The following is a 25,972-nucleotide window of genomic DNA, read 5'->3' on the forward strand; positions in this document are numbered from 1 at the left end:
CCATAACCCCGCCCTCACCTCAGGGAGTCGCACCGTGTTCGATACTGTTCTGATTGCAAACCGCGGCGAAATCGCCGTCCGCGCCATCCGCACCCTCAAGCGGCTGGGCATCCGCAGCGTGGCCGTCTATTCCGACCCGGACCGCAACGCCGCGCACGTGCGCGAGGCCGATGTGGCCGTGGCGCTGGGCGGCGAGAAGGCGGCCGACAGCTACCTGCGCATGGACCTGCTGCTGGCCGCCGCACGCGAACAGGGTGCGCAGGCGATCTATCCCGGCTACGGCTTTCTGTCGGAAAGCGCTGAATTCGCGGACGCCTGCGAGGCCGCGGGCATCGCCTTCGTCGGCCCCACGCCGCTGCAGATACGCGAGTTCGGGCTGAAGCACCGCTCGCGCGAGCTGGCTGCGGAAGCTGGCGTGCCGATGACGCCGGGCACCGGGCTCCTGTCCAGCCTGGGTGAGGCGCTGTCGCAGGCCGAGCGCATCGGCTATCCCGTCATGCTCAAGAGCACGGCGGGCGGCGGCGGCATTGGGCTCTCGCGCTGCGAGAACGAGGCGGAACTGACCGTGGCGTTCGACAGCGTGCAGCGCATGGGCGAGCACTTCTTTCGCGATGGCGGCGCGTTCATCGAGCGGTATGTGGACAACGCGCGGCACGTCGAGGTTCAGATCTTTGGCGACGGTGCGGGCCGCGTGCTGGCGCTGGGCGAACGCGACTGCTCGGTGCAGCGCCGCAACCAGAAGGTCATCGAAGAAACCCCCGCGCCGTTGCTGCCGGCCGCCACGCGCGCCGCGCTGCTGGATGCCGCCGTCAAGCTGGGCGAATCGGTGAACTACCGCTCTGCCGGCACGGTGGAGTTCATCTACGATCCGGGGCGCGACGCCTTCTATTTTCTGGAGGTCAACACGCGCCTGCAGGTCGAGCATCCGGTGACCGAGGCCGTCACCGGCTTGGACCTGGTGGAGTGCATGTTGCGCGTGGCAGCAGGCGAGCCGCTGGATTTCGCAGCCATGTCGCGCGCGCCGCAAGGCGCGTCCATTGAAGTGCGCCTGTATGCGGAGGATCCGCTGCGCCAGTTCCAGCCGTCGCCAGGCGTGTTGACCGAGGTCTCGTTCCCGGAAGGCGTGCGCGTCGATGGCTGGGTCGAAACCGGCACGGACGTGCCCGCGTTCTATGACCCGATGCTGGCCAAGCTGATCGTGCATGCGGACACGCGCGAGGCCGCGCTGGACAAGCTGGCCGACGCGCTGGCGCGCACGCGCCTGCACGGCATTGCGACCAACCTGGATTACCTGCGCCAGATCGTGGCCGATGCGCGCTTTCGCGCTGGGCAGCTGTCCACGCGCTTTCTGGAAAGCTTTGCGTATCGCCCGTCGGCGATCGAGGTCGTGGAAGCCGGGACCTACACCAGCGTGCAGGACTATCCCGGCCGCGCGGGCTACTGGGACATCGGTGTGCCGCCGTCCGGTCCCATGGACGACTACGCGTTTCGCGTCGCGAATCGCATCGTCGGCAACGCGCCGGACGCGGCCGGCATCGAGACCACGTTGGTCGGACCCACGCTGCGCTTTCACGGCGACGCCGTCGTGGCGTTGACCGGCGCCTCGTGCGCCGCCACGCTGGACGGGGAACCCGTGCCGATGTGGCAGCCGATCTTCGTGACGTCGGGGCAGGTGCTGGCCACCGGCCGTGCGCTGTCCGGCTGCCGCAGCTACCTGGCGGTGCGCAACGGTCTGGACGTGCCGCTGTATCTGGGCAGCCGCTCCACGTTTGCGCTGGGGCAGTTCGGCGGCCATGCCGGCCGCACGCTGCGCGTGGGCGACATGCTGCCCGTGATCCGCCCCGAGCTGGCGGGCGCCACGGCCGCGCCGCCCGAGACGCTGCCGCACGCCGCGCCCGCGGCGCTGATCCCCGAATACGGCAGCACCTGGGAGATCGGCGTGCTGTACGGCCCGCACGGCGCGCCGGACTTTTTTCAGCCGGAAGCCATCGACGCGTTCTTCGCGGCCGACTGGGAGGTGCACTACAACTCCAACCGCCTGGGCGTGCGGCTGATCGGGCCCAAGCCGACGTGGGCGCGTGAGAACGGCGGCGAGGCGGGCCTGCACCCGTCCAACATCCACGATTGCGAGTATGCGATCGGCAGCATCAACTTCACGGGCGACAGCCCCGTGATCCTGACGCGCGACGGCCCCAGCCTGGGCGGCTTCGTGTGCCCGGTCACCATTGCCCGCGCCGAACTGTGGAAGGTGGGGCAGGTCAAGCCCGGCGACCGCATCCGCTTCGTGCGCATCGACTACCCGCAGGCCGTGGCGCTGGAAGCTGCGCAGGACCGCCGCATTGCCGATCTGGCGCCGGCGGTTCCCGCTGCGACGGAGCCGACGCCTGTGCCCGCGACCGTCTCCGAGACGATCGTGGCCGCGCTGCCCGCTGAAGGATCGCGTCCCTCGGTGTCGTACCGGCAGGCGGGCGACGGCTACCTGCTGCTGGAATACGGCGACAACGTGCTGGACCTGGCGCTGCGCATGCGCATCCACCTGTTGATGGAAGCATTGAACGCGAACCCGGTGGCTGGCGTGCTGGAGCTGTCGCCGGGCGTGCGCTCGCTGCAGATCCGCTACGACAGCCGCGTAATCCTGCAGGGCGCGCTCATCGCCAGGCTGCTGAAGATCGAGGAAGGGCTGGCCGACGTCGCGACGCTGAAGGTGCCGACGCGCGTCGTGTACCTGCCCATGGCCTTCGAAGACAGCGCCACGCTGGGCGCGGTGCAGCGTTATCAGGAAACCGTGCGCGCCAGCGCGCCCTGGCTGCCGAACAACGTGGACTTCATCCAGCGCATCAATGGCCTGGATTCACGCGACGAGGTGAGTCGCATCGTGTTCGAGGCCAGCTATCTCATCATGGGCCTGGGCGACGTCTATCTGGGCGCGCCGTGCGCGGTGCCGATCGATCCGCGCCACCGTCTGCTGACGTCCAAGTACAACCCGGCGCGCACCTTCACCGCCGAGGGCACGGTGGGCATCGGCGGCGTCTACATGTGCATCTACGGCATGGATTCGCCCGGCGGCTATCAACTGGTGGGACGCACGCTGCCCATCTGGAACAAGTTCCTGAAGAATCCCGTGTTCCAGGACGGCAAGCCCTGGCTGCTGCGTTTCTTCGATCAGGTGCGGTTCTATCCGGTCACCGAAGCCGAACTGGACGTGCTGCGCGAAGACTTCCGCGAAGGCCGCGCGACGGTCCGCATCGAAGAAGAGATGTTCGACTTCGCGGCGCATCAGCGTTTTGTGGCCGAGCAGGCGGACAGCATTGCCGCGTTCCAGGCGCGCCAGAAGACGGCCTTCGATGCCGAGGTGGCGCTGTGGAAGAACGAGGATGTGGCTGCCGAACCGCCCGCCGCGCAGCCCGAGGCCGAGACCGTGCTGCGCGAGGGCGAACGCCTGGTCAGCGCGGACATGTGCGGCAACATCTGGAAGATCCCGGTCCAGGTGGGGCAGAGCGTGTCGGCCGGCGACACGCTGGTGGTGGTCGAGGCCATGAAGATGGAACTGTCCGTCATCGCGCCCGCGTCCGGCACGGTGTCCGCCATCCGGTGCGTGCCCGGCAAGCCCGTCAACGCGGGCGATCCGCTCGTCGTGATCACCGAAGACGCCACGTGCGTCGTGACCGGATGATGCGGCTGGAAGCCGTCCAGGCCGGTCCGGCCATCCGCCAGTCGCCGGCGCTGGCGGGTTCGCTGGCCGATCAGGTCTACCAGCGCATCAAGGACGACCTGTTCGGCTTCCGGATGCTGCCCGGCGAACGCTTCACGGAGGCCGATCTGGTGGCGCGGCTTGGCGTGAGCCGCACGCCGGTGCGGCTGGGCCTGGCGCGGCTGGAACGCGAAGGCTTCGTGCTGGCGCGGCCGCGCAGCGGCTGGCAGGTGCGGCCCTTTGATTTCGAGCGCTTCGAGGCGCTGTACGACGTGCGCGTGGTGCTGGAGCTGGCGGCGGTGGATAAGCTGTGCGCGCGGCAGGACATGGATCGGGCCGGGATGCTGGGCGCGCTGACCGACGTGTGGCTGGTGCCGCCGCCGCAGCGCATCCAGGACGGCCGGCTGGTGGGGCAGCTTGACGAGGCGTTTCATTGCGCGCTGGTCGCCGCGGCTGGCAACCCCGAGATGGCGCAGATCCACCGCGACGTGACGGAAAAGATCCGCATCGTGCGGCGGCTGGATTTCACGAAGGACTTCCGGGTGGATGCCACGTACGACGAACACGCGGCCATCCTGCGTGCGGTGCTGGCGCGCCGCATCGATGAGGCCGCGCGCTTGCTGCGATCCCATATCGACATGAGCAAGGCCGAGGTGCGCAAGATCACGCTGCACATGCTGCACGAGGCGCGTGCCAGCGCCGGTTGACAGGTCGAGGGCAGTTGGCGGGTTTCGGTTCCGAGCCGCTGTCTTCAGCCCTGAAGCTGCCGGTAGACTTCCTGCGACACGCGCTGCAACTCATCGCGGCTGACCGCGCCGGACAGCGCGTAGCCGAACTCGCCTTCGACCCAATAGAACACGCGGACGGGCCCTTCCTGCGTGAACTGGAAGGCGGTCTGCCCGCCTGCCGCTTCCCGCGTGACGTACAGCGTGAGGCGCTGACCATCGGCAGCGCCGTACATGAACTGCGCGACGGGGCCCGCGCCGCCGGGCAGGAGGCGTCCGCCGATCAGTTCGTAACCCGTTTTCGACAGCGACGGTGCGCGCATCGGCGCGCCCATGCGTTTGGTCAGCCAGGTCACCAGCGCCTTCTCGTTCTCGCCGCTGACTTCAACGGGCCGGCCCATGTCGGGCGCAAACACGGCGTGGGCGATGGCGGCGCGCTGGGCGTAGCCGCCCGCCGCGCGCTCGGGACTGGCGGTGGCCAGCGCGGCTTGCAGATGACGCGCGTCGACGGCGCCGCGCGCGAACCACGCCAGGCTGGCGCTGACCGCGGCAATCGCCACGCTGGCCGCCATCGCGCGCCACGGCCACGTCCGTGCCGGGGCGCGCAGCGGCAGGCGCAGCGGCAGCGGTTCGTCCAGCACGGGGTCCAGCAAGGCATGCAGCGCGCGCCGTTGCGCCTGCCAGTCGTCCACGCGCGTCTGGTCCTGCGGATGCGCGGCCAGAAAGGCGGCCACCTCGGCATGACGCGCGGCGGAGAGTTGGCCGTCCGCGTAGCCATGCAGATCGGCTTCGGTGATCGGCGTGCCCGCGGCGGGAACCGGGTGGAGGCGTTTGTCGTTCATGGCATTTCACGCGGGGTGGGAACGGGCCGCAGGCGCGGCGCGGCATCGCGGCCGCGCATCAGTGCGCCGAGCTTCTCGCGGGCGCGCGACAGGCGCGACATGACGGTGCCGATGGGCACCGACAGGATGCGTGCGGTCTCCTGATAGGAAAGGTCTTCGACCGCAATCAGCAGCAGGACCTCGCGCTGCTCGGCCGGCAGGGCCTGCAGGCAGCGGTCCAGGTCGCGCACTTCAAGCTGATCGGTCTGGGTGGCGCGCACCGGCGCGTCGGGCAGGTTGCCCGGCGCCGTCTGGTCGGTACGCCGGCTGGCGGCGCGCACACCGTCGATGAAATGGTTGTGCATGATGCCGAATATCCAGGCGCGCAGTTCGCCGCGCCGCTGCCAGCGGGAATAGCGGCTCCATGCGCGCTCCAGGGTGTCTTGCACCAGGTCGTCGGCCCGGTCGGGGTCGCCCGTCAGCCCGCGCGCGTAACGCCGCAGGCTGGGGATGCAGGCCAGGATCTGGGCTTCGTCTTCGGCGCGCATGGTCTGATCGGGCAGCAGTCCGGATCAGGGTTTGACGACGTGCCAGATTTCCTTGAAGTTGTCGCCGGTCTTGTCACCCGGCTTGGTGTCCTTGGCGAACAGGTACAGCGGCTTGTTCTTGTAGGCCCATTGCTTGCTGCCGTCGGGGCGGGTGATGACCGTCAGGTCGCCCATCGGCTTGGCGTCGCCGGTGGCCATGGCGGGCGGCCAGGCCTTGGCGCACTGGTCAACGCAGGCGCTCTTGCCCGCGGTGTCCTTGTCGAAGGTGTACAGCGTCATGCCGGCGCTATCGACCAGAATGCCGTTCTGGGTCTTGACGGCCTGGGCGTGGGCGCCGGCCGAGAACAGGGCGGCGCAGGCAAGAGCCAGGGCCGCGGCGGTGTGTTTGCGCATGGTGTGCCTCGTAGAGGGAAAGGATTGGGGGACTGCCCTCTACGGACGCCGGCCGGGGCCGCTTTATTCCAGCGGTCCGGAAAAAAGCTGCCGCGAAGGGTTCAAGCGCCCGGCCGGACCGCGCCGGGGTCATACCGCATTTCATGCTCCAGCTCGGTCTCCTCCACGGAAGTGAACCCCAGCGCCTCGTACAGCCGCCGGGCGGGATTGCCTTTCAGGACGCTCAGGGTGACTGGCGCGCCTTCCTTGTCCGCCCGGTCCAGCACCTTGGCGAGCAGCCGGCGGCCCAGCCCCTGACCCTGGAAGTCGGGATCGATCTGGATCTGCACGATGCGCCAGCCCGCTGGATCGCGGTAATGCTTGAACAGGCCGGCAGGACGGCCGGCCAGCCAGACGATCTGGGCGTCGTCAAAGTGGTAGTGGATGCGCGCCAGGTGCTCGGCATCGTCCACCGGAATGCCGGCGCGCTCCAGATACGCCGTCATCGTGCGCTTGCGCAGGGACAGCAGGAACGGCACGTCTTCTTCGGTGGCGGGCTGCAACGCCAGATCGGGGGTGAGGCTCATGTTGCGGTGCGAAGGGAAGGGGGGGAACGCGGGCGCCGCCGGATGGCGGGCGGGTTGCCTGACGTTATAGATCGGTTGCGCGGTGGGCGCCAGTGCCTAACCCTTCAACATCCCCAACGGCTCCGGCCCGAAATGCCGCAGATTCGGGAACACCGTCCGCAGATCGTCCCGGCCGGCGCCGAACCACGCGCCCAGGTCGGCGCCCAACTGATCCACCGACGTAGTGGGCAGCAGCCGGCCGTTGTCGACGAATCCAGGCCCATTCAGCGCGATTTCCGGGTGGGCGCCGTAGCAGCGGCCGCCGTTGACCGCGCCGCCCAGCACGAAGTGATGCGAGCCCCAACCGTGATCCGAGCCGTTGCCGTTGGAACCCAGCGTGCGGCCGAACTCGGAGGCCGTGAAGGTGGTGACCTGATCGGCTACGCCCATCTCTGCCAGCGCGCTCTGGAACACCGCCAGCGCCTGGCCCATCTCCTTCAGCAGTGCCGGATGCGTGTCGTTCAGCCCCGTGTGGTTGTCATAGCCGTTCTGCGACACAAAAAACACCTGACGCCGCGCGCCCAGCGTGTCGCGGGCGGCGATGATGCGCGCCACGATCCGCAGCTGTTGGGCGAGCGGCGTGGAAAAATCCCCCGGCACGGCGACGTCCGCCAAGGCGGCCCGCAGGCGCGTGTCGGCCGAGATGGATTGCGCGGCGATGCGCGACATCTCGCGTTCCATCAGGTGTTCGCGCGGCTCGGTGATCAGGTCTCGCAGCAGCGCGGTGCAGGCGCTGGAACCGTACATGTCGCGATGCAGCAGGTCGATCTGTGTCGAGCCGTTGATGCCCACGCGATAACCGGCCACCTTGCGCCCGGCCAGCAGCACCGTGCTGCCGCCCGCCGTGATGCCGGTGAAGGTGCGCTGCGCGTTGGCGCCCGCGAACAGATCCGTCAGGCGGCCGGCCCAACCCGACGATGCGCCCTCCGGCGCCAATGCCTGCCAGACCGATTGCTGGTCATTGTGCGAGAACAGCTTGGGCGGCAGCGGCACGCGCGCCCCGATGTATTCGGCCTTGGTCGTGGGCACGATCAGCGGTCCCACGTTGAGCAGCGCCGCCATGTCGCCGCGCTCGTACAGCGGGGCCAGCGGCGCCAGCGCGGGGGCCAGCGCAAACTGCATGCCGCCCTGCGTGTCGGCCTTGCCGCGCAGCAGGGTGGCGCGCAGCGCGTCGCGGGGCAGCGCGATGTCGCTGCGGGCCGTGGAATACGCGCGGTACGACGACGGATCGTACGGGACCAGCGTGTTGTAGGGATCGTTGCCGCCGTACAGGAAGACGCACACCAGCGCCTTGTACGAGGGCGGGGCGGATTGCGCGGCAGCGGCGCCGATGGCGGCCAGGTTCAGCGCCAGCGGGGCGGCCGCGCGGGTCGCGCCCAGCGCAAAGGCGCGCAGCAGGAAGGCACGGCGGTCGAGGTCGCGACGGTCTGTCATTTCTGCACCAGGTATTCGGGCGTGGCGGCCACCAGCATGATCGCGGCGCGAACCCGGTCGCGCGGGCGGTCCGGCGGCAGCGTGGCCACGGCCTTGGCGATGGATGCCGCCGTGCGTGCGCTGAAGGCGTCGCCCGCCAGTAGCAGTACGACGCGCGCCACGAGTGCTTCAGGATCCTTGGCCAGCGCGATCTCGGGCGTATAGCTCGTCTGCAGATCCTCCCAGCCGCGATCCGCGTAGATCGCCAGGAAGTTCAGGTAACCCGCGATGCTGGTCTCGTCCGTGATCTGCAGTTCCGGGGCGACCAGATGGCGGCGGGCCAGTTCGGTGACCGGCGGCACGTAGCGGGGCCGGAAGAAGTTGAACACCGTGGCCGACCGCATGGGGCTTTGCGCCAACCTGATCGTGTTGTCCGTGGTGTCCGGCATGGCCCATTCGCCGTTGGTGGACGTGGCCCCAAATGCGCGGGCCCAGCCCGAAAAACGCAGGATGGGCTCGCGCACCTTGCCCCAATGGGGCGAAGACAGGTCCGGCTGGCGCGCCTCGGGGTCCAGCAGGATGGCGCGCACCACGGCCTTCAAATTGCCGCGCTGGCCCGTGCCGTCGTCGTTGAACACGGCCGACACGCGGCCGACATACGCGGGACTGGGATTGCTGGTCACCATGCGCTGGATGAGCTGCATGCCGATGAAAGGCCCGACGTTGGGATGGGCGCTGATGACCTCCATGGCGCGCTTGAGCGACAGATGGCCGTCGGTGCCGGGCGGGATGACCGCGCCCAGGAAGCGCTTTTCCGACATCGAGTGCAACGCGTTGTTCAGCGCCATGGGACGGCGATGAAACTCCACGTTCGTCTCCGGCCCGTTGATGTCCCAGCCCGTGAAGACCTTGGCCAGCCCCTGCACGTCCGCATTGGTGTAGGTTTCGACGGGCGCGCCGTTCACCATCTTCACCGTGCCGTCCTGGTTCAGCACCAGCAGGCCGATGCTGAACAGCTGCATCACCTCGCGCGCATAGTTTTCGTCGGGGTGGCGGCCGGTCTTGGGATCTTCCTTGCGGTTGCCGCGATAGGTCAGCATGCAGCCCATCGACAGGTTCTGCGTCACGGCGGTCAGCAGGTCCTGGTAGTTGCCCAGCGCGTGCTTGGCCAAGAGGTCCATGAAGCCCGCCGCGCCAAAAAGCGGCCACGACGCCGTGATGGACGAAACGCCGACGACGAAGATCTCCGACAGTGAAAACGCAACCCGCGTGCGCACCTGATCGGGCGCACTGATGAACTTGCGCCACAACGTCGATTCCAGCGGCGCGTTGATGCCGTTGCCCTTGAAGGCCTCGGTATTCCGGTTCTTTTGTAGCAGCCAGTCGAAGTGCGTCTGCGACGGCGGCATCGCCAGCTGCGCGTCCAGCCACGCCGCGTAGCCGCCGCGCACGACGGCGTCTATGTCGGCCGGCGTGGGGCCGAACGTCGCCTGCGCCAGAAAGCGCGAAGCCTGGCCGGGGGTAGGGGATGCGGACTGCTGCGCAGCCGCTGACGGCGTAGCGGTCATGCGCCGGGCACCTCATCGAATGCAAAAACTTACGGTACTAAAAGCCCGGCGGGGCGTTCAATACCGTCATTCGGACGAGGGACTACACCAAACGCATGAGATCAGGCGGATATGACGCGTCGCGCGCGCGTCATACCGCGCGCGTCACACGGAGCGCGTGATGCCGCCGTCGATGCGGATGTTCTGGCCGGTGATGTAGGACGACGCATCGGAGGCCAGGAACGCGATCAGGTCCGCCACTTCCTGCGCCGTGCCGTAGCGGCCCATCGGAATGCGCACGCGGCGGTCTTCCTTTTCGGGCAGGCTGTCGATGAAGCCGGGCAGCACGTTGTTCATGCGCACATTGTGCTGCGCGTATTCGTCGGTGAACACTTTGGTGAAGGCGGCCAGGCCGGCGCGGAACACGCCCGACGTCGGAAACAGCGCTTCCGGCTCGAAGGTGGCGTAGGTGGAAATGTTGACGATGGCGCCGGACTGCTGCTGCTTCATCACCGGCGCGACCAGGCGCGTGATGCGCACGACGTTCAGCAGGTAGAACTCCATGCCCAGGTGCCAATCGTCGTCGCTGATTTCCAGCAGCGGGCCCTTGGGACCGTGGCCGGCGCTGTTGACCACCGCATCGACGCGGCCCCACTTCTGCAGGGTGGCTTCAACCAGGCGGGACAGGTCTTCGGTCGAGCGGTTTGAGCCGGTGACGCCCAGGCCGCCCAGTTCCTGCGCCAGCGCCGCGCCCTTGCCGGACGAGGACAGGATGGCCACGCGGTAGCCGTCCGCCGCCAGCTTGCGCGCCGCCGCCGCACCCATGCCGCTGCCGGCCGCCGTGAGGATCGCCACTTTTTCCGTGCTCATGCTCGCTCCAGTCTGGAATTCGGGAGCGGCCATTGTAGGGGCGGGTGGGCGTGCGGCCCAAGACGCCGGACGCGGACGGCTACGGCTTGGACCCCACGCGCCAGATCACGTTGCCCACGTCGTCCGCCACCAGCAGGCTGCCCTGCGCGTCGATGGCCACGCCCACCGGACGGCCCTGCGCCTGGCCGGCGTCATTGAGAAATCCGGTCAGCACGTCCAGGGCCGGACCGGCGGGCTGGTTCTGGTCGAAGGGCACGAAGATCACCTTGTAGCCGCTGCGCGGATCGCGGTTCCAAGACCCGTGCTGGCCGACGAACATGCCGTGGACGAAGGGCGCCGGCAGCTTGGCGCCGCCCGACCACGCGAGGCCCAACGAGGCGGTGTGCGGGCCCAGCGCGTAATCGGGCACGATGGCCTGCGCCACGAGATCCGGCCGCGGCGGCGTCACACGCGTATCGACGTGCTGGCCGAAATAACTGTACGGCCAGCCATAGAAGCCGCCGTCGCGCACAGAGGTCATGTAGTCGGGTACAAGGTCGCTGCCCAGTTCATCGCGCTCGTTGACCGCCGTCCACAGCGTCTTGCCGTCCGGCCCCCACGCCATGCCGACCGGATTGCGCAACCCCGTTGCAAAGAGGCGCTTCTGGCCGCTGGCCACGTCCAGCTCCCAGATGGCGGCGCGGCCCTCCTCGATGTCCATGCCGTTTTCGCCCACGTTGCTGTTCGAGCCGACGGACACGTACAGCCGCGACCCGTCCGGGCTGGCGATGAGGTTCTTGGTCCAGTGATGGTTCAGGCCCGCAGGCAGGTCGGTGACCTTCTCGGCGGGGGCGGTGATGTGCGTCTGCCCCGGCGTAAAGGGAAAGCGCACGACTGCATCCGCATTCGCGACATAAAGATGGTTGCCAACGAGCGCCATGCCGAACGGTGAATTCAGGTCTTGCAGCAAGACGGTCCGCGTTTCGGCGACGCCGTCGTGGTCGGCATCGCGCAGCAACGTGATGCGGTTTGCGCTGACGGTCTTGGCGCCGGCCCGCTTCATCACCAACCCCGTGGCCCACGCCTTGATGCCGCCCGGCGCGTCCTCGGGCTTAGGCGGCGCGTTGGTCTCGGCGACCAGCACATCGCCGTTGGGCAGCACGTACAGCCAGCGCGGATGGTCCAGTCCGCTGGCGTAGGCGGTGACGGCAAGGCCGGCGGCGGGCGTCGGCTGCGCGCCGTCCTGCCAGCCCACGGCCTTGGCCGTGTTCACCGTGGGAATGAGCGTGGTGTTGGGCGGCGGCAGTTGGGGATCAGGACCCATGCCCGCTTCGACGGGCAACTTGGCAACCTCGCCGCAGGCGCTGAGCAGCGTCAACGCCAGGACGGCCGCGGGCAGGATGCGCAGGGCAGGCATGACGCGCGCCTACTTCACCAGGGTGACCGGCACGTGCGCCAACTGCACGACCTGATTGGCGACCGACCCGATCAGGATGTTGGTCAGCTTGCCATTGCCGCGCGTGCCCATGACGATGCGCGCGCAGCCATGGTCCTGTGCATAACCCGCGATTTCCGCCGGCGCGTTGCCAAAGACCACATGACTGACGTAGTCCACGCCGGCCGAATCCAGCTGCTTGCGCGCCTCTTCTGACGCTTCGCGGCCTTCGCGGGCGTAGAAGTCATTGATCATGTCCTGCGTGATCAGGCGCGACACCCCGGCGCGTTCGCGTGGCGGGGTCTGGATGTTGATGAGATGGATGCGCGCCGATTTGGCGCCCTGCGCGAGGCGGCGGGCATACACGACGGCGCGGTCGGCGTTTTCTGAGCCGTCGACGGGAACAAGGATATTCAGCATCGCAGCTCCTTACTTGACCAGCGTGACCGGCAGTTCGGTCAGGGACAGCACGCCCGTGGCGACCGACCCCATGAAAAGCGCCGACACGGACCCCAGCCCCCGTGTCCCCATGAAGATCTCGTTTGCGCCGGTTTCCTCGGCCACGCGCACGATCGTCTCGGCGGCCGCGCCGCCCTGGATGTGGGTCTCGAACGGCACGCCGGCCTGCGTCAGCAGTGCGCGGGCGGACTCAACCGCGGCCTCGCCTTCTTCCCGGTGATAGGCGTCGATCTCTTCCTGCGACAGGCCGCTGCCGAACGCGCCGGCCTTCAAGGGAATCTGGACTGTCAGCAGGTCCACGCGTTCGACGGGATCGTAGCGGCGCGCGTCGAGCAGCGCCTTGACCGCGTTCAGCGCGGGTTCCGAACCATCGACGGGAATCAGGATGCGTTTCATGAGCGTCTCCTTGCGAACCGTAGGGGGGCGTGCGTTCCACTGTATCCCACATTCGCCCCGCCGGCGGTGCCCCGGCGATGCGTCGGATCAAGGGGGGGGCGTTCCCCGCCACGCGTCGGGCACCGTCTCCGCCGTCATTGCGGTGCCCAGCAGCAGGCTGGCCCGCTGCGCCAGCGCGGGCGCTTCGCCGGTGGTCTGCAAGCGCAGTCCGCCCGGACCCCGTTCCCTCAGCAGGCCGCGTTCCTGCAGTTGGTGGCGCAGCCAGCGCGCCACCGGCGCGCCCGTTTCCAGCAGTGGCACGCCAGGGCCGGCGGCGTCCTGGATCACGTCGCGCAGAAAGGGAAAGTGCGTGCAGCCCAGCACCAGCACGTCGGCGCCGGCCTCGCGCAATTCGGCCACCGGTGCGCGCACGGCCTCAGCGGCCTCGGGGCCCGACAGCACGCCTTGCTCGACCAGCCGGACCCACTGCGGGCAAGGGCGCAGCAGGATGCGCACTTCGGGCGCCTCGCGCTGCACGAGCGCGGCGAACTTGGGGCTGGCCAGCGTCCCCGTCGTGGCAAAGACGCCGACCACACCCGTGTGCGTCAGGTGCGCCGCGGGTTTGATGGCGGGTTCGACGCCGATGATGATGAGCTCGGGATGACGCTTGCGCAGCAACGCGATCGCCGCGGCGGTGGCGGTGTTGCAGGCCACCACCATGGCGCGGGCGCCCTGCGACACGAAATAGTCGGCGATGGCGCAGGCGCGGCGCTCGACGAACGCCTGGGTCTTTTCCCCGTAGGGCACATGCGCGGAGTCGGCGACGTAGAGCAGGGACTCGTTGGGCAGCGCGTCGCGGATCGCGCGCAGGACGCTCAGCCCGCCGACGCCAGAGTCGTACACGCCGATGGGGGATTCGGAAAGCATGGAAAGACGTTGGTCTATGCAGGATGCGGTGGCGGCAAGTGTAGCGCCGGGGCCTACTGGCGTTCTGCCGGCGGGGTTCAGCGGCGGGTTTACTGGCGGGTCTATTGGCGGGACTACTGGCGGGACTACTGGCGGGTCTACTGGCGGGTCTATTGGCGGGTTTATTGGCTTTCCGCCGCCGGCGATGCGTCCCGCTGCCGCCGCGCCTCGTCGATCAGCTTGCGCGCGGCGCCCGACAGCGGCGCATCGCGCCAGATCAGGTTCAGCGGCGCGCGCAGGGCTTTCGGGTGCGTCACGCTGACGTACACCACGCCTTCGATGTTCACGCGGCGCAGCGACGCCGGCACCAGCGACACGCCCAGCCCCGCGGCAACAAAACTCAGCGTGGACAGCATGCGCGGCGCTTCCTGCGTGACGCGCGGGCTGAAGCCTTCGGCGCTGCAGGCGGCAATGATCGCGTCGTACAAACCCGGGCCGCTGTGACGCCGGTACAGGATCAGCGATTCGTCCGCCAGTTCCGACAGCGCGATGCGCTTGCGCGTGCGCCCCTTGACGGCGGGATGGTCGGCCGGAAAGGCCGCCAGCATGGCCTCTTCAAGCACGGTTTCCATCTGCACGCCCGGGTCCGCGTGCGCGCCGCGGATGAAGGCGACATCGATGCGTCCTTCGGCCACGGCCTCGCGCAGTTCCCCGGTGCTGCTTTCTTCCAGCACCAGATGCACGTGCGGCGCGCTTTCGCGGAAACGGCGGATGACCGACGGCACGAACGGATGAAATGCCGCCGACCCCGTGAACCCCACCGTCAAGCGGCCCGCCTCGCCCTGCGACACCCGCCGCACACCGTCCACGGCCTGGTCCACCATCGCGATGATGTTGCGCGCGTCGTCCAGCAGCGCGCGGCCGCTTTCCGTGAGTTCCATGCCGCGCGGCAGGCGGTGGAACAGGGTCACGCCCAGCTCGGCCTCCAGCACCCGGATCTGCTGGCTGAGTGGGGGCTGACGAATGCCCAGCCGGGCGGCGGCCTTGGTCAGGTGGGACTCCTCGGCGACCGCCAGGAAATAACGCAGGAGCCGTAAATCTACGCTTGCCATATGTGTTCGATATGAGTTTTGAACTTGTCATATATTAGACATTATTCAAGGCGAAGCGTACGCTGCAAGTTCGTTATCCACCTCTGGCGCGGCCCCCCGCCAGTTCCCATCGCAGGCCTTACGCCGGCCACCAAAAAGATGAACGCAGCACTTCCCCTTGACGAGGCCGGCGTACGGCCTCCCCCTACTTGCGGCCAGTTGTTCTACGGATTCCTCGTGCTGGGCCTGACCGCCTTTGGCGGCGCGTTGCCCCTGGCCCGGCGCATGGTCGTCGAAAAGCACCGCTGGCTGACCGGCGCGGAATTCACCGAACTGCTGGGCCTGTGCCAATTCCTGCCGGGCGGCAACATCATCAACCTGTCCGTCGCCCTGGGCATGAAATTCCGCGGTCCGCGCGGCGCCTTTGCCGCGCTGATGGGCCTGATCCTGGCGCCGTCCATCATCGTCATCATGCTTGGCATGGTCTACGACCGGTTCCAGAACGATCCCGACATCCAGCACCTGTTCGCCGGCCTGGCCGCCGCCGCAGCCGGGTTGCTGATCTCGATGGCGGTGAAGATCGGCATGCCGGTCATCAAGCGCCGCGACTGGCTGGCGGGCGTGGTCGCCACCGCCTGTTTCATTGCGATTGCCGTGTTGCGCATTCCGTTGCTGCCCACCATGGCGGTCCTGACGCCGCTCAGCATTCTGATGGTCTGGAGGCAACGTCGATGATTCACACACTGATCGCGCTCGTCCTGATCTTTACCCAGCTGTCCGTGCTGGCCTTCGGCGGCGGCAACACCATCCTGCCCGAGATGCAGCGCCAGGTCGTGGAGGTGCACGGCTGGATGACCGCCGCCGACTTTTCCGCGCTCTTCGCGCTGGGCCAGGCCGCGCCGGGGCCCAATCTGATGGTCGTCACGCTGGTCGGCTGGCACGTCGCGGGGTTGCCGGGCGTGCTTGCCACCACCATCGCCAAATTCGGTCCGTCGTCGATCATCACCGTCATCGCGCTGGGGCTGTGGGAAAAATTCAAGGACCGCCCTTGGCGCGGGGTCATTCAGGCGGGCATCTTCCCGATGACCGTGGGCCTGGTCGCGGCCAGCGCCTCGCTCATCACCGAGGCGTCTGTCCATACGTGGTTGCTGGGCGCCATCGCCGCCATCGTGGCGATCCTGGGCAGCGTCACGCGGATTCACCCGCTGTGGCTGCTTTTCGCGGGCGCGCTGGCCGGTTTGCTTGGTATCAGTTAGCGTAGGGGACTCTTGCGAGCCCAGCGCGCGATACGCGCCACGGGTGCGCACTGCGGACAGGAGCCCGCCATGCAGCCGCTCACAGACGAAAACGCTTCAGACGAAAACGCTTCAGACGAAAACGCTTTAGATGAAAGCGCCCGGGGCCGCAGCACCCGGGATGACCGCGCCGAGCAAGACACGCCCCGCGATGCCGGCGCCGGCGCGGCGTCGAATGCCGAGCCGCTGCCGTTCTTCGACGCCCATCGCCGGCTGATGCTGTGCGCCGGCCTGCTGCTCGTCGTCGCGGGCGGGTTATACGCCGCCGGCCTGACGCCCAGCCTCGCCCTCCTGCTGGGCTTTGACGCCGGGGCGCTGGTCTTCCTGATCCTGACCGTGCGCGTGTTCGGCCGCACCAGCGCCGCTTCCATGCGCCTGCACGCCCGCCAGCACGATGTGGGCCGTACTGGCGTCCTGTGGAGCAGCGTCGCGCTGTCCTGCATGGTGCTCGTTGCGCTGTGGGTCGAACTGCATGCGCAAAGCAGCGTCGGCGCCCTGGTGGACACGCTGGCCGCCGCTGTGACCATCGTGCTGTCGTGGCTTTACATGAACATGATCTTCGCGCTGCACTATGCCCACGGGTACTACGGCCATAAGAACGCCATGCACAAGGGTCTGGACTTTCCTGGCACGGACGACCCCGACTACTGGGACTTCGCGTATTTCTCGCTGGTGCTGGGCATGACGTTCCAGGTGTCGGACGTGCAGATCGTCAACCGGCGGCTGCGGCGGATGGCGATGACGCATGGCGTCATCGCGTTCTTCTTCAACGTGTTCATCATCGCGATCAGCGTGAACGTGGCGGCGGGGCGGGCGTAGGGGAATTCCGGCGGCGCCCCTCGCGCGGCCTCAGACCGGGATCGGATTGTCGACCAGGCTCTGATTGAACGCATTCACGAACCCATGCTCGTTCGAGCCGGGGTTGTCCCGCAGGTCACGAATGGCGTCGACCAGCACCTCGGGCGCGTCGGTCGCCAGCTTCTGCATTGTCTCGGCGATGAACGCATCCAGCGGCATGGCGCGCGGATCGCCGCTTTTCTTGATGAGGTCCGTGTCGACCCACGGCGGCGCGATTTCCTGGACCGTCACGTTGGTGTCGCGCAGCATGAACCGCTGCGACAACGCGTACGAATGCAGTGCGGCCTTGGATGCGGAATAGACGGCGTTCGAGGCGATCGGGACATAGGCAAGCATCGACGTGTTGTGGATGATCGTCGCGCGAGGCTGCGCCTTCAAATGGCCGATCAAGGCGGACGTGAGGCGGATCGGACCCAGCAGGTTCGTTTCCAGGATCTGCTGCGACACGGCGTCGTCGATCGTGGCCGACGGGTCATCGAACGGCATGATGCCCGCGTTGTTGATCAGCACGTTCAGCGACGGGTACTTGGCGATCAGGGTCTTGGCGACGCGGTCGATGTCCTGAGCGTCCGAGATGTCGAGCTGGATGCCTTCGATGCCCGGATGCGCCGCTGCGATCTCGTCCAGCAGCGCCTGCCGGCGGCCGGCGATGATGACCTTGTTGCCCAGGTCGTGGAAAGCGACGGCCAGCGCGCGGCCGATGCCGGAAGTGCCGCCTGTGATGAAGATGGTGTTTTGGGTCAGTTGCATGTCGGTGCCTCGGTCGGTTGTGAGCGTCTGGGTTCGTTTCAGATCGCGGTGTGGTTACTATGAGGCAGATTGAGTTTGTCTCAAATGTCAATAAAGCGTCGTTTTAGGACACGCTAATTTTTTGTGTACCTCCCCGTCCGTCGTGCTGATGGGATAAATACTGCGCATGGAGGCCACATCACGGCCCCCGAGCAATTCATCGGTTGACGAGTACTCGCGGCTCAAATAGCCTTAAAGCGTCATTTCCAGACAAAGGTTTAAACATGCGCCAGATCGGCCTCATTCTCGAAGACGGTTTTCAGGTGATGGGCCTGGCAGCGCTGGCGGCGTTTGAATTCGCCAACATCGCCCTGGACCGCGACGGCTACCGCGTCACCATCCTGTCGGAAGGCGGCGGCCTCATCCGGTCCACCATGAACGCCGGCATCGAGACGGTTGCTCTCGGCGTGATGCCTGACACCCTGATCGTGGCGGGCGAACTGATGCCAGGGCCGATCTCGCCCGGCCTGGCCCGCTACGTGGCGCGCGCCGCCACCGAAGCGCGCCGTGTCGCGGGCGTCTGCACGGGCGCGTTCGTCCTCGCGCAGGCCGGCCTGTTGAACGGCCGCACCGCCACCACCCACTGGGCACATGCGCGCAGCTTGCAGGAACGCTTTCCCGAAGTGCGCGTCGACCCTGACCGCATCTTCGTGCGCGACGGCAACATCTGGACGTCGGCTGGCATGTCGGCCGCCATTGACCTGGCGCTTGCCTTGATCGAAGACGACCACGGTGCGGCGCTGGCCCGCGACGTCGCGCGCCGGCTGGTGGTCTATCACCGGCGGCCGGGCGGCCAGTCGCAGTTCTCTGCCTTGCTCGAACTGGAACCGCGCTCCGACCGCGTGCAACGGGCGCTGGTCTATGCCAAGGAGCATCTGCGCAACGCGTTGACAGTGGAGGAACTGGCCGAGGCGGCCAGCTTGTCGCCACGCCAGTTCAGCCGGGTGTTCCGTGACGAGACCGGGCATTCCCCCGCCAAGGTGGTGGAGCTGCTGCGGCTGGAAGCGGCGCGCGGGATGCTGGAAGAAGGGCGGCATTCCCTGGATGTCGTGGCGCGCGATACCGGCTTCGCGGACCGCAATCGCATGCGGCGGGCGTTCCTGCGCGCGTATGGCCAGCCCCCGAGCGAGGTGAGGCGCGGGGTGCAACCTGCCAGCGCATGACGCATCATGCAGACCTGAAACTGACAGCGCGTTGAACGCCGCGCCGCTGTAGCGCATTGTCGCTGACGCCCGGATCGTTGTGATCTAAGATGCGCCATCCGAACGCTGGCGCATGCCTGGCGCGCGGCTCCGGCATATCCGGCGAACCGAGGCAAAGGCCTCGCGCCGATTCCAGGCCGACACCGATCGACATCCACGCTTTCCACGTCTGCCTTGCACTCTCCATCGCCCGCAACGCGCCCTCTCGATTGGCTGAACTTCTTCGTGGCCGATGTGCGGGACGGGCTTGGCCCCTATCTCGCCATCTATCTGCTTGCCGTCCATCATTGGCGCCCTGACAGCATCGGGCTCGTCATGACGATATCCGGGCTGGCGGCGCTGGCAGCCCAGACACCGGCCGGCGCGCTGGTGGACCGCGCCTCCAACAAGCGCGCGTTGCTGATTGCCGCCGCCGTGCTCGTGACGGTGGCGTGCATGGCGGTCCTGGCCAGCCCGAACTTTGTCTGGGTCACGCTGACGCAGGCGGTGGCAGGCATCGCGTCATCGGTGTTCGCGCCCGCGATTGCGGGCATCACCCTGGGACTGACCACCGCGCACGCCTTCACGGAACGCATCGCGCGCAACGAGTCGTTCAACCACGCGGGCAACGGTTTCGCGGCGCTGCTCGCGGGCGGGCTGGCGTATGTGTGGGGGCCGGTCGCGGTGTTCTACCTGATGGCGGCGATGGCGCTGGCCAGCCTGGCCGCCACGATGCGTCTTCCCGCGCATATCGATCTGGACAAGGCGCGCGGGTTGGAGCCCGGCCACGATGCCGCCGCGCATGCGCAGCCCGTGCCGCTGCGCCAGTTGCTGTCCAACCGGCCGCTCGTGCTGCTGGCGCTGAGCTGCGCGCTGTTCCACCTGGCCAACGCGGCCATGCTGCCGCTGGTCGGGCAGAAGCTTGCCCTGGCGAACCCGGCGCTCGCCACGCCGCTCACGGCCGTCTGCATCGTCGCCGCGCAGTTCGTCATGATTCCCGCCGCCATGGCCGTGGGGCGCTATGCGGACCAGTGGGGGCGCAAACCGCTGCTGCTGTTCGGTTTCCTCATCCTGCCGCTGCGCGGCGTGCTCTACACGTTTTCGGATGACACGGCGTGGCTGGTGGGCGTGCAGTTGCTCGACGGCATCGGCGCGGGCATCTTCGGCGCTGTCCTGCCCCTGATGGTGCTGGACCTGACCCAGGGCAGCGGCCGGTTCAACGCCAGCCTGGGCGCCGTCACCACGGTGTTCGGTATCGGCGCGGCGCTCAGCAACGGGCTCGCCGGCCTGATCGTGCAGCACGCGGGTTACAGTGCAGCGTTTCTGGCGCTGGCAGGCATTGCCGGCCTGGCTTGCATGACCTTGCTGGTGTTGCCGGAAACGCGCGTGGCCGCCCCGGCGACCGCCGCATCGGCTTCCAATTCCCTTCCTTGATCCTCTTCTGAAAGCATGTCGCTATCCAACGCCGTGATCTGGTTGATTGCCGCCGCGACCACCATGGCCATTCTTTTTCGTCCGTGGCGGCTCCCCGAGTACGTTTGGGCCACCGCCGGCGCGGTCGCGCTGGTGGCGCTGGGCTTGCTGCCGGCCGCCAAGGCGGGCAGCGCCATTCTGGAAGGCACCGACGTCTACCTGTTCCTGATCGGCATGATGCTGGTGGCAGAAGTCGCCCGGCAGGCAGGCTTGTTCGACTGGGTGGCGGTGGCGGCTGCCGATCACGCGGCCGGGTCCGCCCGGCGGCTCTTCGATCTGGTGTTTCTGGTGGGCACGGTGGTCACCGTGCTGCTGTCCAACGATGCCACCGCGGTCGTGCTGACGCCCGCGGTCTATGCTGTGGCGCGGGTGGTCGGCGCGCCGCCGTTGCCGTACCTGTACGTCTGCGCCTTCATCGCCAACGCGGCCAGCTTCGTCCTGCCGATCTCGAATCCGGCCAATCTGGTCGTGTTCGGCGACCGCATGCCCGCGCTGGGGCCATGGCTGGCGCACTTTGCGCTGCCCTCCGTCTTGGCCATCGGCTCCACGTACGTGACGCTTCGGCTGGTGTTTCGCGATGATCTGCGGCAGCCGTTGAAAGCTTCGCCGCCGTTGCCGCCCATGACATGGCCGCTGCGTATGGCCGCGCTGGGCGTGGCCCTCACGGCGGGGACGCTGCTGATCACGTCGGCGCTCGGCCATCGCCTGGGCTTGCCGACGCTGATTGCCGGCTGCGTGTCGGCGGCGCTGGTGCTGGCGGTAACGCGGTCGGGGCCGCTGCGGCTCATCAAGGGTGTCGCGTGGGGCGTGCTGCCCCTGGTGGCCGGGCTGTTCGTATTGGTCGAAGGCATGGCCGCCAGCGGCGTGCTGCAGGATCTGGCGGACCTGATGCGCGGCCTGTCCGCGGACGCCGCGCTTTGGGCTGGCGGCGTGGGCGCCGCGCTGTCGGGCAACGTCATCAACAATCTGCCTGCGGGGTTGATGGCGGGCACGCTGGCGCGCATGGCCGACCTGTCCAGCACGGCTAATGCTGCGTTGCTGATCGGTATCGACCTGGGTCCCAATCTGTCGGTCAGCGGCTCGCTCGCCACCTTGCTGTGGCTGCTGGCCGTCCGCCGCGAAGGCATGCACATCAGCGCGCTGAGCTTTCTGCGGCTGGGCGTCTTGGTGATGCCGCCTGCGCTGATTCTGGCGTTGGGCGCGCTGCACGTCTTCAGTTGACGCCGCACGTTTTGAATTGACGCTGCACTTATTGAATTGACGCGGCGCGCGGCGCAGGCCTGGCGATGGCCAGCGCGCCGCGCGCCTTTCCGGTCCCGCGTCAGAACGTGCCGCGGACCGTCAGCGTCGCGTTGCGCGGATCGCCATAGAAGCTGCCCCAGCCCGGCGCGCCGATGGTCTGGTAGTAGGTCTTGTCGAAGATGTTGTTCACGTTCAACGCCGCCGACCAGTTCTTGTTGATCTGGTACGCGACGCGCGCATTCCACACCGCGTAAGACCCCTGCGAGACCCGCACCGAGCGCGTTTCCGTGTAGCTGCCCGTCTGGTAGTTCACGCCGCCGCCCAGCGACCATGCCGACAGTTCACCCGGCAGCCGGTAGTCGGACCACAGACGCAGGATGTGCTTGGGCGTAACGGTGCGCGCGAAGTTGGTGTTGGTGACCGAGGTGTCGTCCAGGAACTTCAGCGTGTTGAACGTGTAGCCCGCAAACAGTTGCCAGCCAGGTGCCACTTCGCCGCTGATCTCGGCGTCCAGACCCTGGCTGCGCACCTTGCCGCTCGACAGGTAGCAGATGTCGCCCGTCGAGCACACGCTGGTCAGATCCTCTTGCGCGCGGTTCTTCTGATCGACGCGGAAGAGCGCGATGGACGTGTTCAGGCGCCCATCCATCAGCTCGCCCTTCAGGCCGATTTCGTAGTTCTTGCCCACGATGGGGTCCAGCACCTTGCCCGATGCGTCCACCGCATTCTGCGGTTCGAAGATCTGCGCGTAGCTGACATAACCGGACCACTGCGGATTGAACGCGTAGATCAGGCCGCCATAGGGCGTGACGACGCCGTTGTCCTTGTAGGGATCGACGTACTGCTCGCCGCTGTCGCGGTAGCGGCTGGTGTTCTCGTACCAGCTCACGCGCGCGCCGGCCACCAGCGTCAGCGGGTCGGCCAGGCTGAAGCGGCCGACGCCGTACACGCCGGTCTGCTTCATCTTCACGATGGTCGCGGCGCTGCGGTAGGCGTTCTCGCGCATCCAGTCGTCGGTGGGTTCCGGCACATGGTGATCCGGGTTCCACACGTTCACGGCGCGGTTCAGGCGGTTCAGCGCGAAATCGTTCTTGCTGGTCAGTTCGTTGATGCTGGCGCCGAAGGTCACCGAGTGCTTGCGGCCCAGCGCCTCGAAGGCGCCGTCCACATCCAGGTTCAACGCCTTGTTGTGCGTGGACATGTCGAACAGGCCTGCGTACAGCATGGGCCCCAGGCCGGTCACGGGATTCACGGCGCCTTCCGTGAACGCGTACTTCGAATCGTTGGATTCCTGGGTGGACGTGCCGGTCAGCTTGAGCGACCAGTCCTTGTTGAAGCGATGCGCCAGCTCGGCAAAGACGGTGGTCTGCTTGCCGTTCCAGCGGTTCCAGTCCTGGCCAAGCGAGGTTGACCGCTTCAAACCGATGTCGTCGCCGTTGCTGTAATGCGGCAGGCCGTGGAAGAAGGGCGTGGAGCGCAGTTCCTCGTAGCTGACGCCGCCGGTCAGGGTGGTGTCCGGCGTGAAGTCATAGCTCAGCACGCCGTACAGCACGCCGGTGCGGCTTTTCGCGCTGTCGTAGAAGTATTCGCGGTCGTTGTAGCTGGCCACGCCGCGGGCGCGCAGCGTGCCGGCTTCGTTGAGCGGCGCGCTGGCGTCGATGTCGGCGCGATAGTTGTTCCACGAGCCGCCGCTGGCCAGCATCTGCACCTGGGTTTCAGCAAGCGGGCGCTTGCGCACCAGGTTGACGGCCGCGCTGGGCGAGCCGGCGCCTTGCAGCAGCCCGGTGGCGCCGCGGATGATCTCCACGCGGTCCAGCGTCACGGTTTCGGTGGTGAAGCTGTCGGCCTGGGGATAGTAGAAGGCGCGGTTCACGCCGTCGAACTGGTAGCTGTCCACGCGAAAGCCGCGCGAATACACGTAGCTGCCGCCCATCGGGCTCTTGTAGAGCGTCATGCCGGTGCTGTTGGCCAGCACCTCGTCAAGCGTGTTGGCGTTCTGGTCGTCCATGCGCTGGCGGGTCACAACGGTGACCGACTGGGGAATTTCCTTCAGCGTCTGGCGGCCCTTGCCGATGGTGACGACACGGCTGGTGTAGCTGCCGGTGCCTTCGGTGACGGGATCGTTGGTCATGCCGGTCACCGTCACCGGCGCCAGCGTGGACACGCCCGGCGTGTCCTGCGGGATGCGCCGCAGGTGATAACCCTCGCCGTTGGCGTTGGGGACCGCCTGCAGGCCGGTGCCGGCCAGCAACCGGGACAGGCCCTGTTCCGCCGTGTACCGGCCCGACAAGCCTTGCGTCTGCACGCCGCGCGTCAGGGCGGGCGAAGCGGCCACCGTGATCTTGGCGGCCACGCCGAACTGGCCCAGCGCGACATCCAGCGTGGTGGGTGCGATGGCAAAGGCGACTTCGCCGGACGACGCGGCCTGCGCCCACGACGCGGCGGGGACGGCGAATGTGGCGGCCGCCGTCAGGGCAAGGTGGACGGCTAGGCGCAAGCGCATGCGCGGGGACGATGACAAGGCGATGGGAGAAGGGGAATGGCGTCGTGCCATGGCTGGGGGTTCCTGATTCGTCGATTGAAAAGCGCGGCCCGCGGGCGCCTCGGGGCCTTCTCTTGGTCTAACGAACCAGAAATGAAAATCTGCGGCGTTGTTACAAAATAGTCGGGATGCGCCGTGGGTGGGCGGCGAAATCGGGCGGGAAATCGGGCGACGAATCGGCGCGAATCAGCGCCTTCATGCCCGGCCCACGCTGACCCAGTAGCGCGTGCGATAGCGCAGCCTCAGGTCCAATACGCCGGCAAGCACCTCGAGCGCCTTGTCGGTGTCGTCGATCCGGAACGCGCCGGTGACTTCGCGGTGCGCCACGTCGGCGTCGCAGCGCACGATGCCGGTGCGATAGCGGCCCAGCTCGGCCACAAACCGGTCCAGCCGCATGCGGTTCGCGACCAGCATGCCGCCGGTCCAGGCCGGCGCCGCTTCGTTCACCGCGGTCACGGGCGACAGGCTGCGGCGGTCGAACTCGGCCTGCTCGCCCGCATGCACGACCCGGCGCGCCTGCGCTTGCGCGTCCAGCTCCACCTGCACGGCGCCTTCGAATACCGCGACGTGCGTGGCGCCCCGGCTGTCGTCCATCTGGCGCACGGAAAAGCGCGTGCCCAGCGGCGTCAGCAGGCCGTTTGGCGTTCTTACGCCGAAAGGCCGGCCTGCGTCGTCGGTGCCTGTAGCGATCAGGATCTCGCCGCTGCGCAGTTCGATGCGGCGCTGGTGCGCGTCATAGCGCATCGCCACGGCCGAATCGGTGTTCAGGGTCAGCACGGTGCCGTCGGGCAGGTGCACGACGCGCTGCTCGCCCGTCGCGGTGCGATAGACCGTGCTGCCGTCCCACAACCCTTCGCGCGCGCCCATCCAGCCCAGCGCGCCCAGGCCGACGCCGGCCGCCATCCATTTGAGGGCGCCGCGGCGCGAGCGTTGGTCGCAATAGCGCAGGATGGTCTGCCCCGCGGCGGCGGTCGACACGTTGCCGGTGGTGGCAGCCTTCAGATCCTGGCTGATGCCCTGCAGGCGCTGCCAGGCCAGTTCGTGGCGCGCGTCTGCTTCGCGCCATTGCGTACAGGCGGCCTGCGTGGCGGCGTCCGGGGCGTCGCCGGCGCGCATCATCCACTGCGCCGCCTGCCGGATGATGTCGGGATGCACCCGCTCGGTGTGCGCGGCGCTCATGCGTACAGCACCGTGTAGCAGTGTTCCCACGCCTTGATCATGTCGCGCTGCACGGCCGCCACCGAAATGCCCAGCTCGCGCGCCACGTCCAGATAGGGCAGGCCTTCGACCTGCGCCAGCACGAAAACCCGGCGCACCCGCGCCGGCAACTGCTCCATCATGCGGCACACGGCATCCAGCGCCTCGACCACCAACGCATGCGTCTCGGGACTGGGCGCCACGTCTTCGCTGCGCGCGGCGAGCGTCTCAAGATAGGCTTGTTCGATCGCCCGGCGGCGCGATTGGTCGATCAGCAGACGCTTGGCAACCGTGGTCAAAAAGCCGCGCGGCTCGGCAAACGCGGCGCGAGACTCGCTGCGCATGACGCGTTCGAACGTGTCGTGCGCCAGATCGGCGGCGTTGTCGGCATTGCCGGCAAGCCGGCGGCGCAGCATCTGCACAAGCCAGCCATGGTGCTCGCGGTACAGGCTGACGAATTCGGCGGAGGACGCAAAAGGGGCGGGCGGCACGGGTCTGCTGGTCAGATGCTAATGGGAATGATTGCTAATTGTAGCC

24 protein-coding genes are annotated in these 25,972 nt (G+C 67.7%); 8 read left to right on the forward strand and 16 right to left on the reverse strand.

Going from position 1 to position 25,972, the window contains the following annotated elements:
• The first annotated feature begins 34 nt into the window (after window positions 1-34).
• Both uca and AC6CIE_RS17895 read left to right on the forward strand, forming a co-directional pair.
• Window positions 35-3,673: an urea carboxylase gene (gene uca / locus AC6CIE_RS17890; RefSeq protein ID WP_498093189.1), complete on the forward strand. Its 3,639-nt coding sequence runs from the start codon at window positions 35-37 to the stop codon at window positions 3,671-3,673.
• On the forward strand, window positions 3,670-4,398 hold the full coding sequence (locus AC6CIE_RS17895; protein WP_498093394.1) for a GntR family transcriptional regulator: 729 nt from the start codon (window positions 3,670-3,672) through the stop codon (window positions 4,396-4,398). The genes uca and AC6CIE_RS17895 overlap by 4 nt, the downstream gene beginning before the upstream one ends.
• 44 nt (window positions 4,399-4,442) lie before the next feature.
• Here the strand turns inward: AC6CIE_RS17895 and AC6CIE_RS17900 are convergent, their stop codons facing one another.
• The 12 genes from AC6CIE_RS17900 to AC6CIE_RS17955 form a co-directional block, all read right to left on the reverse strand.
• Window positions 4,443-5,258 carry an anti-sigma factor family protein gene (locus AC6CIE_RS17900; protein WP_218343082.1) on the reverse strand — a complete coding sequence of 272 codons (816 nt, stop codon included), beginning with the start codon at window positions 5,256-5,258 and terminating at the stop codon, window positions 4,443-4,445.
• Window positions 5,255-5,785, reverse strand: coding sequence for an RNA polymerase sigma factor (locus tag AC6CIE_RS17905; RefSeq protein ID WP_498093191.1), 531 nt, complete (start codon window positions 5,783-5,785; stop codon window positions 5,255-5,257). The genes AC6CIE_RS17900 and AC6CIE_RS17905 overlap by 4 nt, the downstream gene beginning before the upstream one ends.
• Window positions 5,786-5,809: 24 nt before the next feature.
• On the reverse strand, window positions 5,810-6,178 hold the full coding sequence (locus AC6CIE_RS17910; protein WP_175137728.1) for a COG4315 family predicted lipoprotein: 369 nt from the start codon (window positions 6,176-6,178) through the stop codon (window positions 5,810-5,812).
• 101 nt (window positions 6,179-6,279) lie between these two features.
• Window positions 6,280-6,744 carry a GNAT family N-acetyltransferase gene (locus AC6CIE_RS17915; protein WP_239212897.1) on the reverse strand — a complete coding sequence of 155 codons (465 nt, stop codon included), beginning with the start codon at window positions 6,742-6,744 and terminating at the stop codon, window positions 6,280-6,282.
• A 96-nt stretch (window positions 6,745-6,840) separates the two neighbouring features.
• Window positions 6,841-8,217, reverse strand: coding sequence for a DUF1501 domain-containing protein (locus AC6CIE_RS17920; protein ID WP_498093193.1), 1,377 nt, complete (start codon window positions 8,215-8,217; stop codon window positions 6,841-6,843).
• Window positions 8,214-9,764 (reverse strand): DUF1800 domain-containing protein, encoded by a 1,551-nt coding sequence (locus tag AC6CIE_RS17925; protein ID WP_175137731.1) that lies wholly within the window; start codon window positions 9,762-9,764, stop codon window positions 8,214-8,216. The genes AC6CIE_RS17920 and AC6CIE_RS17925 overlap by 4 nt, the downstream gene beginning before the upstream one ends.
• Before the next feature lie 144 nt (window positions 9,765-9,908).
• Window positions 9,909-10,613 (reverse strand): SDR family oxidoreductase, encoded by a 705-nt coding sequence (locus AC6CIE_RS17930; RefSeq protein WP_175124487.1) that lies wholly within the window; start codon window positions 10,611-10,613, stop codon window positions 9,909-9,911.
• Between the two features lie 79 nt (window positions 10,614-10,692).
• Window positions 10,693-12,009, reverse strand: a complete 1,317-nt coding sequence (locus tag AC6CIE_RS17935; RefSeq protein WP_498093195.1) for a PQQ-dependent sugar dehydrogenase — start codon at window positions 12,007-12,009, stop codon at window positions 10,693-10,695.
• A 9-nt stretch (window positions 12,010-12,018) separates the two neighbouring features.
• Window positions 12,019-12,447: a universal stress protein gene (locus AC6CIE_RS17940; protein WP_498093197.1), complete on the reverse strand. Its 429-nt coding sequence runs from the start codon at window positions 12,445-12,447 to the stop codon at window positions 12,019-12,021.
• 9 nt (window positions 12,448-12,456) lie between these two features.
• Window positions 12,457-12,882 carry a universal stress protein gene (locus tag AC6CIE_RS17945; RefSeq protein ID WP_343737536.1) on the reverse strand — a complete coding sequence of 142 codons (426 nt, stop codon included), beginning with the start codon at window positions 12,880-12,882 and terminating at the stop codon, window positions 12,457-12,459.
• A gap of 87 nt (window positions 12,883-12,969) precedes the next feature.
• Window positions 12,970-13,788, reverse strand: a complete 819-nt coding sequence (murI, locus tag AC6CIE_RS17950) for a glutamate racemase (RefSeq protein WP_498093199.1) — start codon at window positions 13,786-13,788, stop codon at window positions 12,970-12,972.
• A gap of 161 nt (window positions 13,789-13,949) precedes the next feature.
• Complete coding sequence (locus tag AC6CIE_RS17955) at window positions 13,950-14,879, reverse strand: LysR family transcriptional regulator (RefSeq protein WP_175124492.1); 930 nt, start codon at window positions 14,877-14,879, stop codon at window positions 13,950-13,952.
• Between the two features lie 138 nt (window positions 14,880-15,017).
• Here AC6CIE_RS17955 and AC6CIE_RS17960 point away from each other — a divergent pair, with 138 nt between their 5' ends.
• The 3 genes from AC6CIE_RS17960 (at window position 15,018) to AC6CIE_RS17970 (ending at window position 16,972) form a co-directional block, all read left to right on the forward strand.
• Entirely contained in the window at window positions 15,018-15,593 is a 576-nt protein-coding gene (locus tag AC6CIE_RS17960) for a chromate transporter (RefSeq protein WP_175186300.1), read from the forward strand.
• A complete protein-coding gene (locus AC6CIE_RS17965; RefSeq protein ID WP_175124494.1) occupies window positions 15,590-16,114 on the forward strand; it encodes a chromate transporter in 525 nt (174 codons plus the stop codon). The genes AC6CIE_RS17960 and AC6CIE_RS17965 overlap by 4 nt, the downstream gene beginning before the upstream one ends.
• Before the next feature lie 69 nt (window positions 16,115-16,183).
• Window positions 16,184-16,972 (forward strand): DUF1345 domain-containing protein, encoded by a 789-nt coding sequence (locus AC6CIE_RS17970; RefSeq protein ID WP_498093201.1) that lies wholly within the window; start codon window positions 16,184-16,186, stop codon window positions 16,970-16,972.
• 30 nt (window positions 16,973-17,002) lie between these two features.
• Here AC6CIE_RS17970 and AC6CIE_RS17975 read toward each other — a convergent pair whose 3' ends face one another.
• A complete protein-coding gene (locus AC6CIE_RS17975) occupies window positions 17,003-17,761 on the reverse strand; it encodes an SDR family oxidoreductase (protein WP_498093203.1) in 759 nt (252 codons plus the stop codon).
• A gap of 263 nt (window positions 17,762-18,024) precedes the next feature.
• Here AC6CIE_RS17975 and AC6CIE_RS17980 point away from each other — a divergent pair, with 263 nt between their 5' ends.
• From AC6CIE_RS17980 to AC6CIE_RS17990, 3 genes are all read left to right on the forward strand, one after another.
• The gene (locus AC6CIE_RS17980; protein WP_175186297.1) at window positions 18,025-18,963 is read left to right on the forward strand and encodes a GlxA family transcriptional regulator; all 939 of its coding nucleotides are present in this window, start codon (window positions 18,025-18,027) and stop codon (window positions 18,961-18,963) included.
• Window positions 18,964-19,227: 264 nt separating this feature from the next.
• Window positions 19,228-20,415: an MFS transporter gene (locus AC6CIE_RS17985; protein WP_254594358.1), complete on the forward strand. Its 1,188-nt coding sequence runs from the start codon at window positions 19,228-19,230 to the stop codon at window positions 20,413-20,415.
• Between the two features lie 15 nt (window positions 20,416-20,430).
• Complete coding sequence (locus tag AC6CIE_RS17990; protein ID WP_175124499.1) at window positions 20,431-21,675, forward strand: arsenic transporter; 1,245 nt, start codon at window positions 20,431-20,433, stop codon at window positions 21,673-21,675.
• 100 nt (window positions 21,676-21,775) lie between these two features.
• On the opposite strand, the gene AC6CIE_RS17995 is transcribed toward AC6CIE_RS17990, so the two are convergent.
• The 3 genes from AC6CIE_RS17995 to AC6CIE_RS18005 form a co-directional block, all read right to left on the reverse strand.
• Window positions 21,776-24,250 (reverse strand): TonB-dependent siderophore receptor, encoded by a 2,475-nt coding sequence (locus tag AC6CIE_RS17995; RefSeq protein WP_498093205.1) that lies wholly within the window; start codon window positions 24,248-24,250, stop codon window positions 21,776-21,778.
• 183 nt (window positions 24,251-24,433) lie between these two features.
• Window positions 24,434-25,417 carry a FecR domain-containing protein gene (locus AC6CIE_RS18000; RefSeq protein WP_498093207.1) on the reverse strand — a complete coding sequence of 328 codons (984 nt, stop codon included), beginning with the start codon at window positions 25,415-25,417 and terminating at the stop codon, window positions 24,434-24,436.
• The gene (locus AC6CIE_RS18005) at window positions 25,414-25,926 is read right to left on the reverse strand and encodes a sigma-70 family RNA polymerase sigma factor (RefSeq protein WP_175124502.1); all 513 of its coding nucleotides are present in this window, start codon (window positions 25,924-25,926) and stop codon (window positions 25,414-25,416) included. The genes AC6CIE_RS18000 and AC6CIE_RS18005 overlap by 4 nt, the downstream gene beginning before the upstream one ends.
• Window positions 25,927-25,972 lie beyond the last annotated feature (46 nt).

The sequence above is a fragment of the Achromobacter sp. GQ309 genome, assembly GCF_059759315.1.

Bases quoted from the DNA above. Each gene is read 5' to 3' on its own strand.
- AC6CIE_RS17945 (WP_343737536.1), bottom strand. From the start codon at position 12,882: ATGAAACGCATCCTGATTCCCGTCGATGGTTCGGAACCCGCGCTGAAC.
- AC6CIE_RS17925 (WP_175137731.1), bottom strand. From the start codon at position 9,764: ATGACCGCTACGCCGTCAGCGGCTGCGCAGCAGTCCGCATCCCCTACC.
- AC6CIE_RS18000 (WP_498093207.1), bottom strand. From the start codon at position 25,417: ATGAGCGCCGCGCACACCGAGCGGGTGCATCCCGACATCATCCGGCAG.
- murI (WP_498093199.1), bottom strand. From the start codon at position 13,788: ATGCTTTCCGAATCCCCCATCGGCGTGTACGACTCTGGCGTCGGCGGG.
- AC6CIE_RS17900 (WP_218343082.1), bottom strand. From the start codon at position 5,258: ATGAACGACAAACGCCTCCACCCGGTTCCCGCCGCGGGCACGCCGATC.
- AC6CIE_RS17930 (WP_175124487.1), bottom strand. From the start codon at position 10,613: ATGAGCACGGAAAAAGTGGCGATCCTCACGGCGGCCGGCAGCGGCATG.
- AC6CIE_RS17980 (WP_175186297.1), top strand. From the start codon at position 18,025: ATGCGCCAGATCGGCCTCATTCTCGAAGACGGTTTTCAGGTGATGGGC.
- AC6CIE_RS17955 (WP_175124492.1), bottom strand. From the start codon at position 14,879: ATGGCAAGCGTAGATTTACGGCTCCTGCGTTATTTCCTGGCGGTCGCC.
- AC6CIE_RS17990 (WP_175124499.1), top strand. From the start codon at position 20,431: ATGTCGCTATCCAACGCCGTGATCTGGTTGATTGCCGCCGCGACCACC.
- AC6CIE_RS17895 (WP_498093394.1), top strand. From the start codon at position 3,670: ATGATGCGGCTGGAAGCCGTCCAGGCCGGTCCGGCCATCCGCCAGTCG.
- AC6CIE_RS17995 (WP_498093205.1), bottom strand. From the start codon at position 24,250: ATGGCACGACGCCATTCCCCTTCTCCCATCGCCTTGTCATCGTCCCCG.
- AC6CIE_RS17965 (WP_175124494.1), top strand. From the start codon at position 15,590: ATGATTCACACACTGATCGCGCTCGTCCTGATCTTTACCCAGCTGTCC.
- AC6CIE_RS17970 (WP_498093201.1), top strand. From the start codon at position 16,184: ATGCAGCCGCTCACAGACGAAAACGCTTCAGACGAAAACGCTTCAGAC.
- AC6CIE_RS17975 (WP_498093203.1), bottom strand. From the start codon at position 17,761: ATGCAACTGACCCAAAACACCATCTTCATCACAGGCGGCACTTCCGGC.
- AC6CIE_RS17935 (WP_498093195.1), bottom strand. From the start codon at position 12,009: ATGCCTGCCCTGCGCATCCTGCCCGCGGCCGTCCTGGCGTTGACGCTG.
- AC6CIE_RS17960 (WP_175186300.1), top strand. From the start codon at position 15,018: ATGAACGCAGCACTTCCCCTTGACGAGGCCGGCGTACGGCCTCCCCCT.
- AC6CIE_RS17920 (WP_498093193.1), bottom strand. From the start codon at position 8,217: ATGACAGACCGTCGCGACCTCGACCGCCGTGCCTTCCTGCTGCGCGCC.
- AC6CIE_RS17905 (WP_498093191.1), bottom strand. From the start codon at position 5,785: ATGCGCGCCGAAGACGAAGCCCAGATCCTGGCCTGCATCCCCAGCCTG.
- AC6CIE_RS17915 (WP_239212897.1), bottom strand. From the start codon at position 6,744: ATGAGCCTCACCCCCGATCTGGCGTTGCAGCCCGCCACCGAAGAAGAC.
- AC6CIE_RS17910 (WP_175137728.1), bottom strand. From the start codon at position 6,178: ATGCGCAAACACACCGCCGCGGCCCTGGCTCTTGCCTGCGCCGCCCTG.
- AC6CIE_RS17940 (WP_498093197.1), bottom strand. From the start codon at position 12,447: ATGCTGAATATCCTTGTTCCCGTCGACGGCTCAGAAAACGCCGACCGC.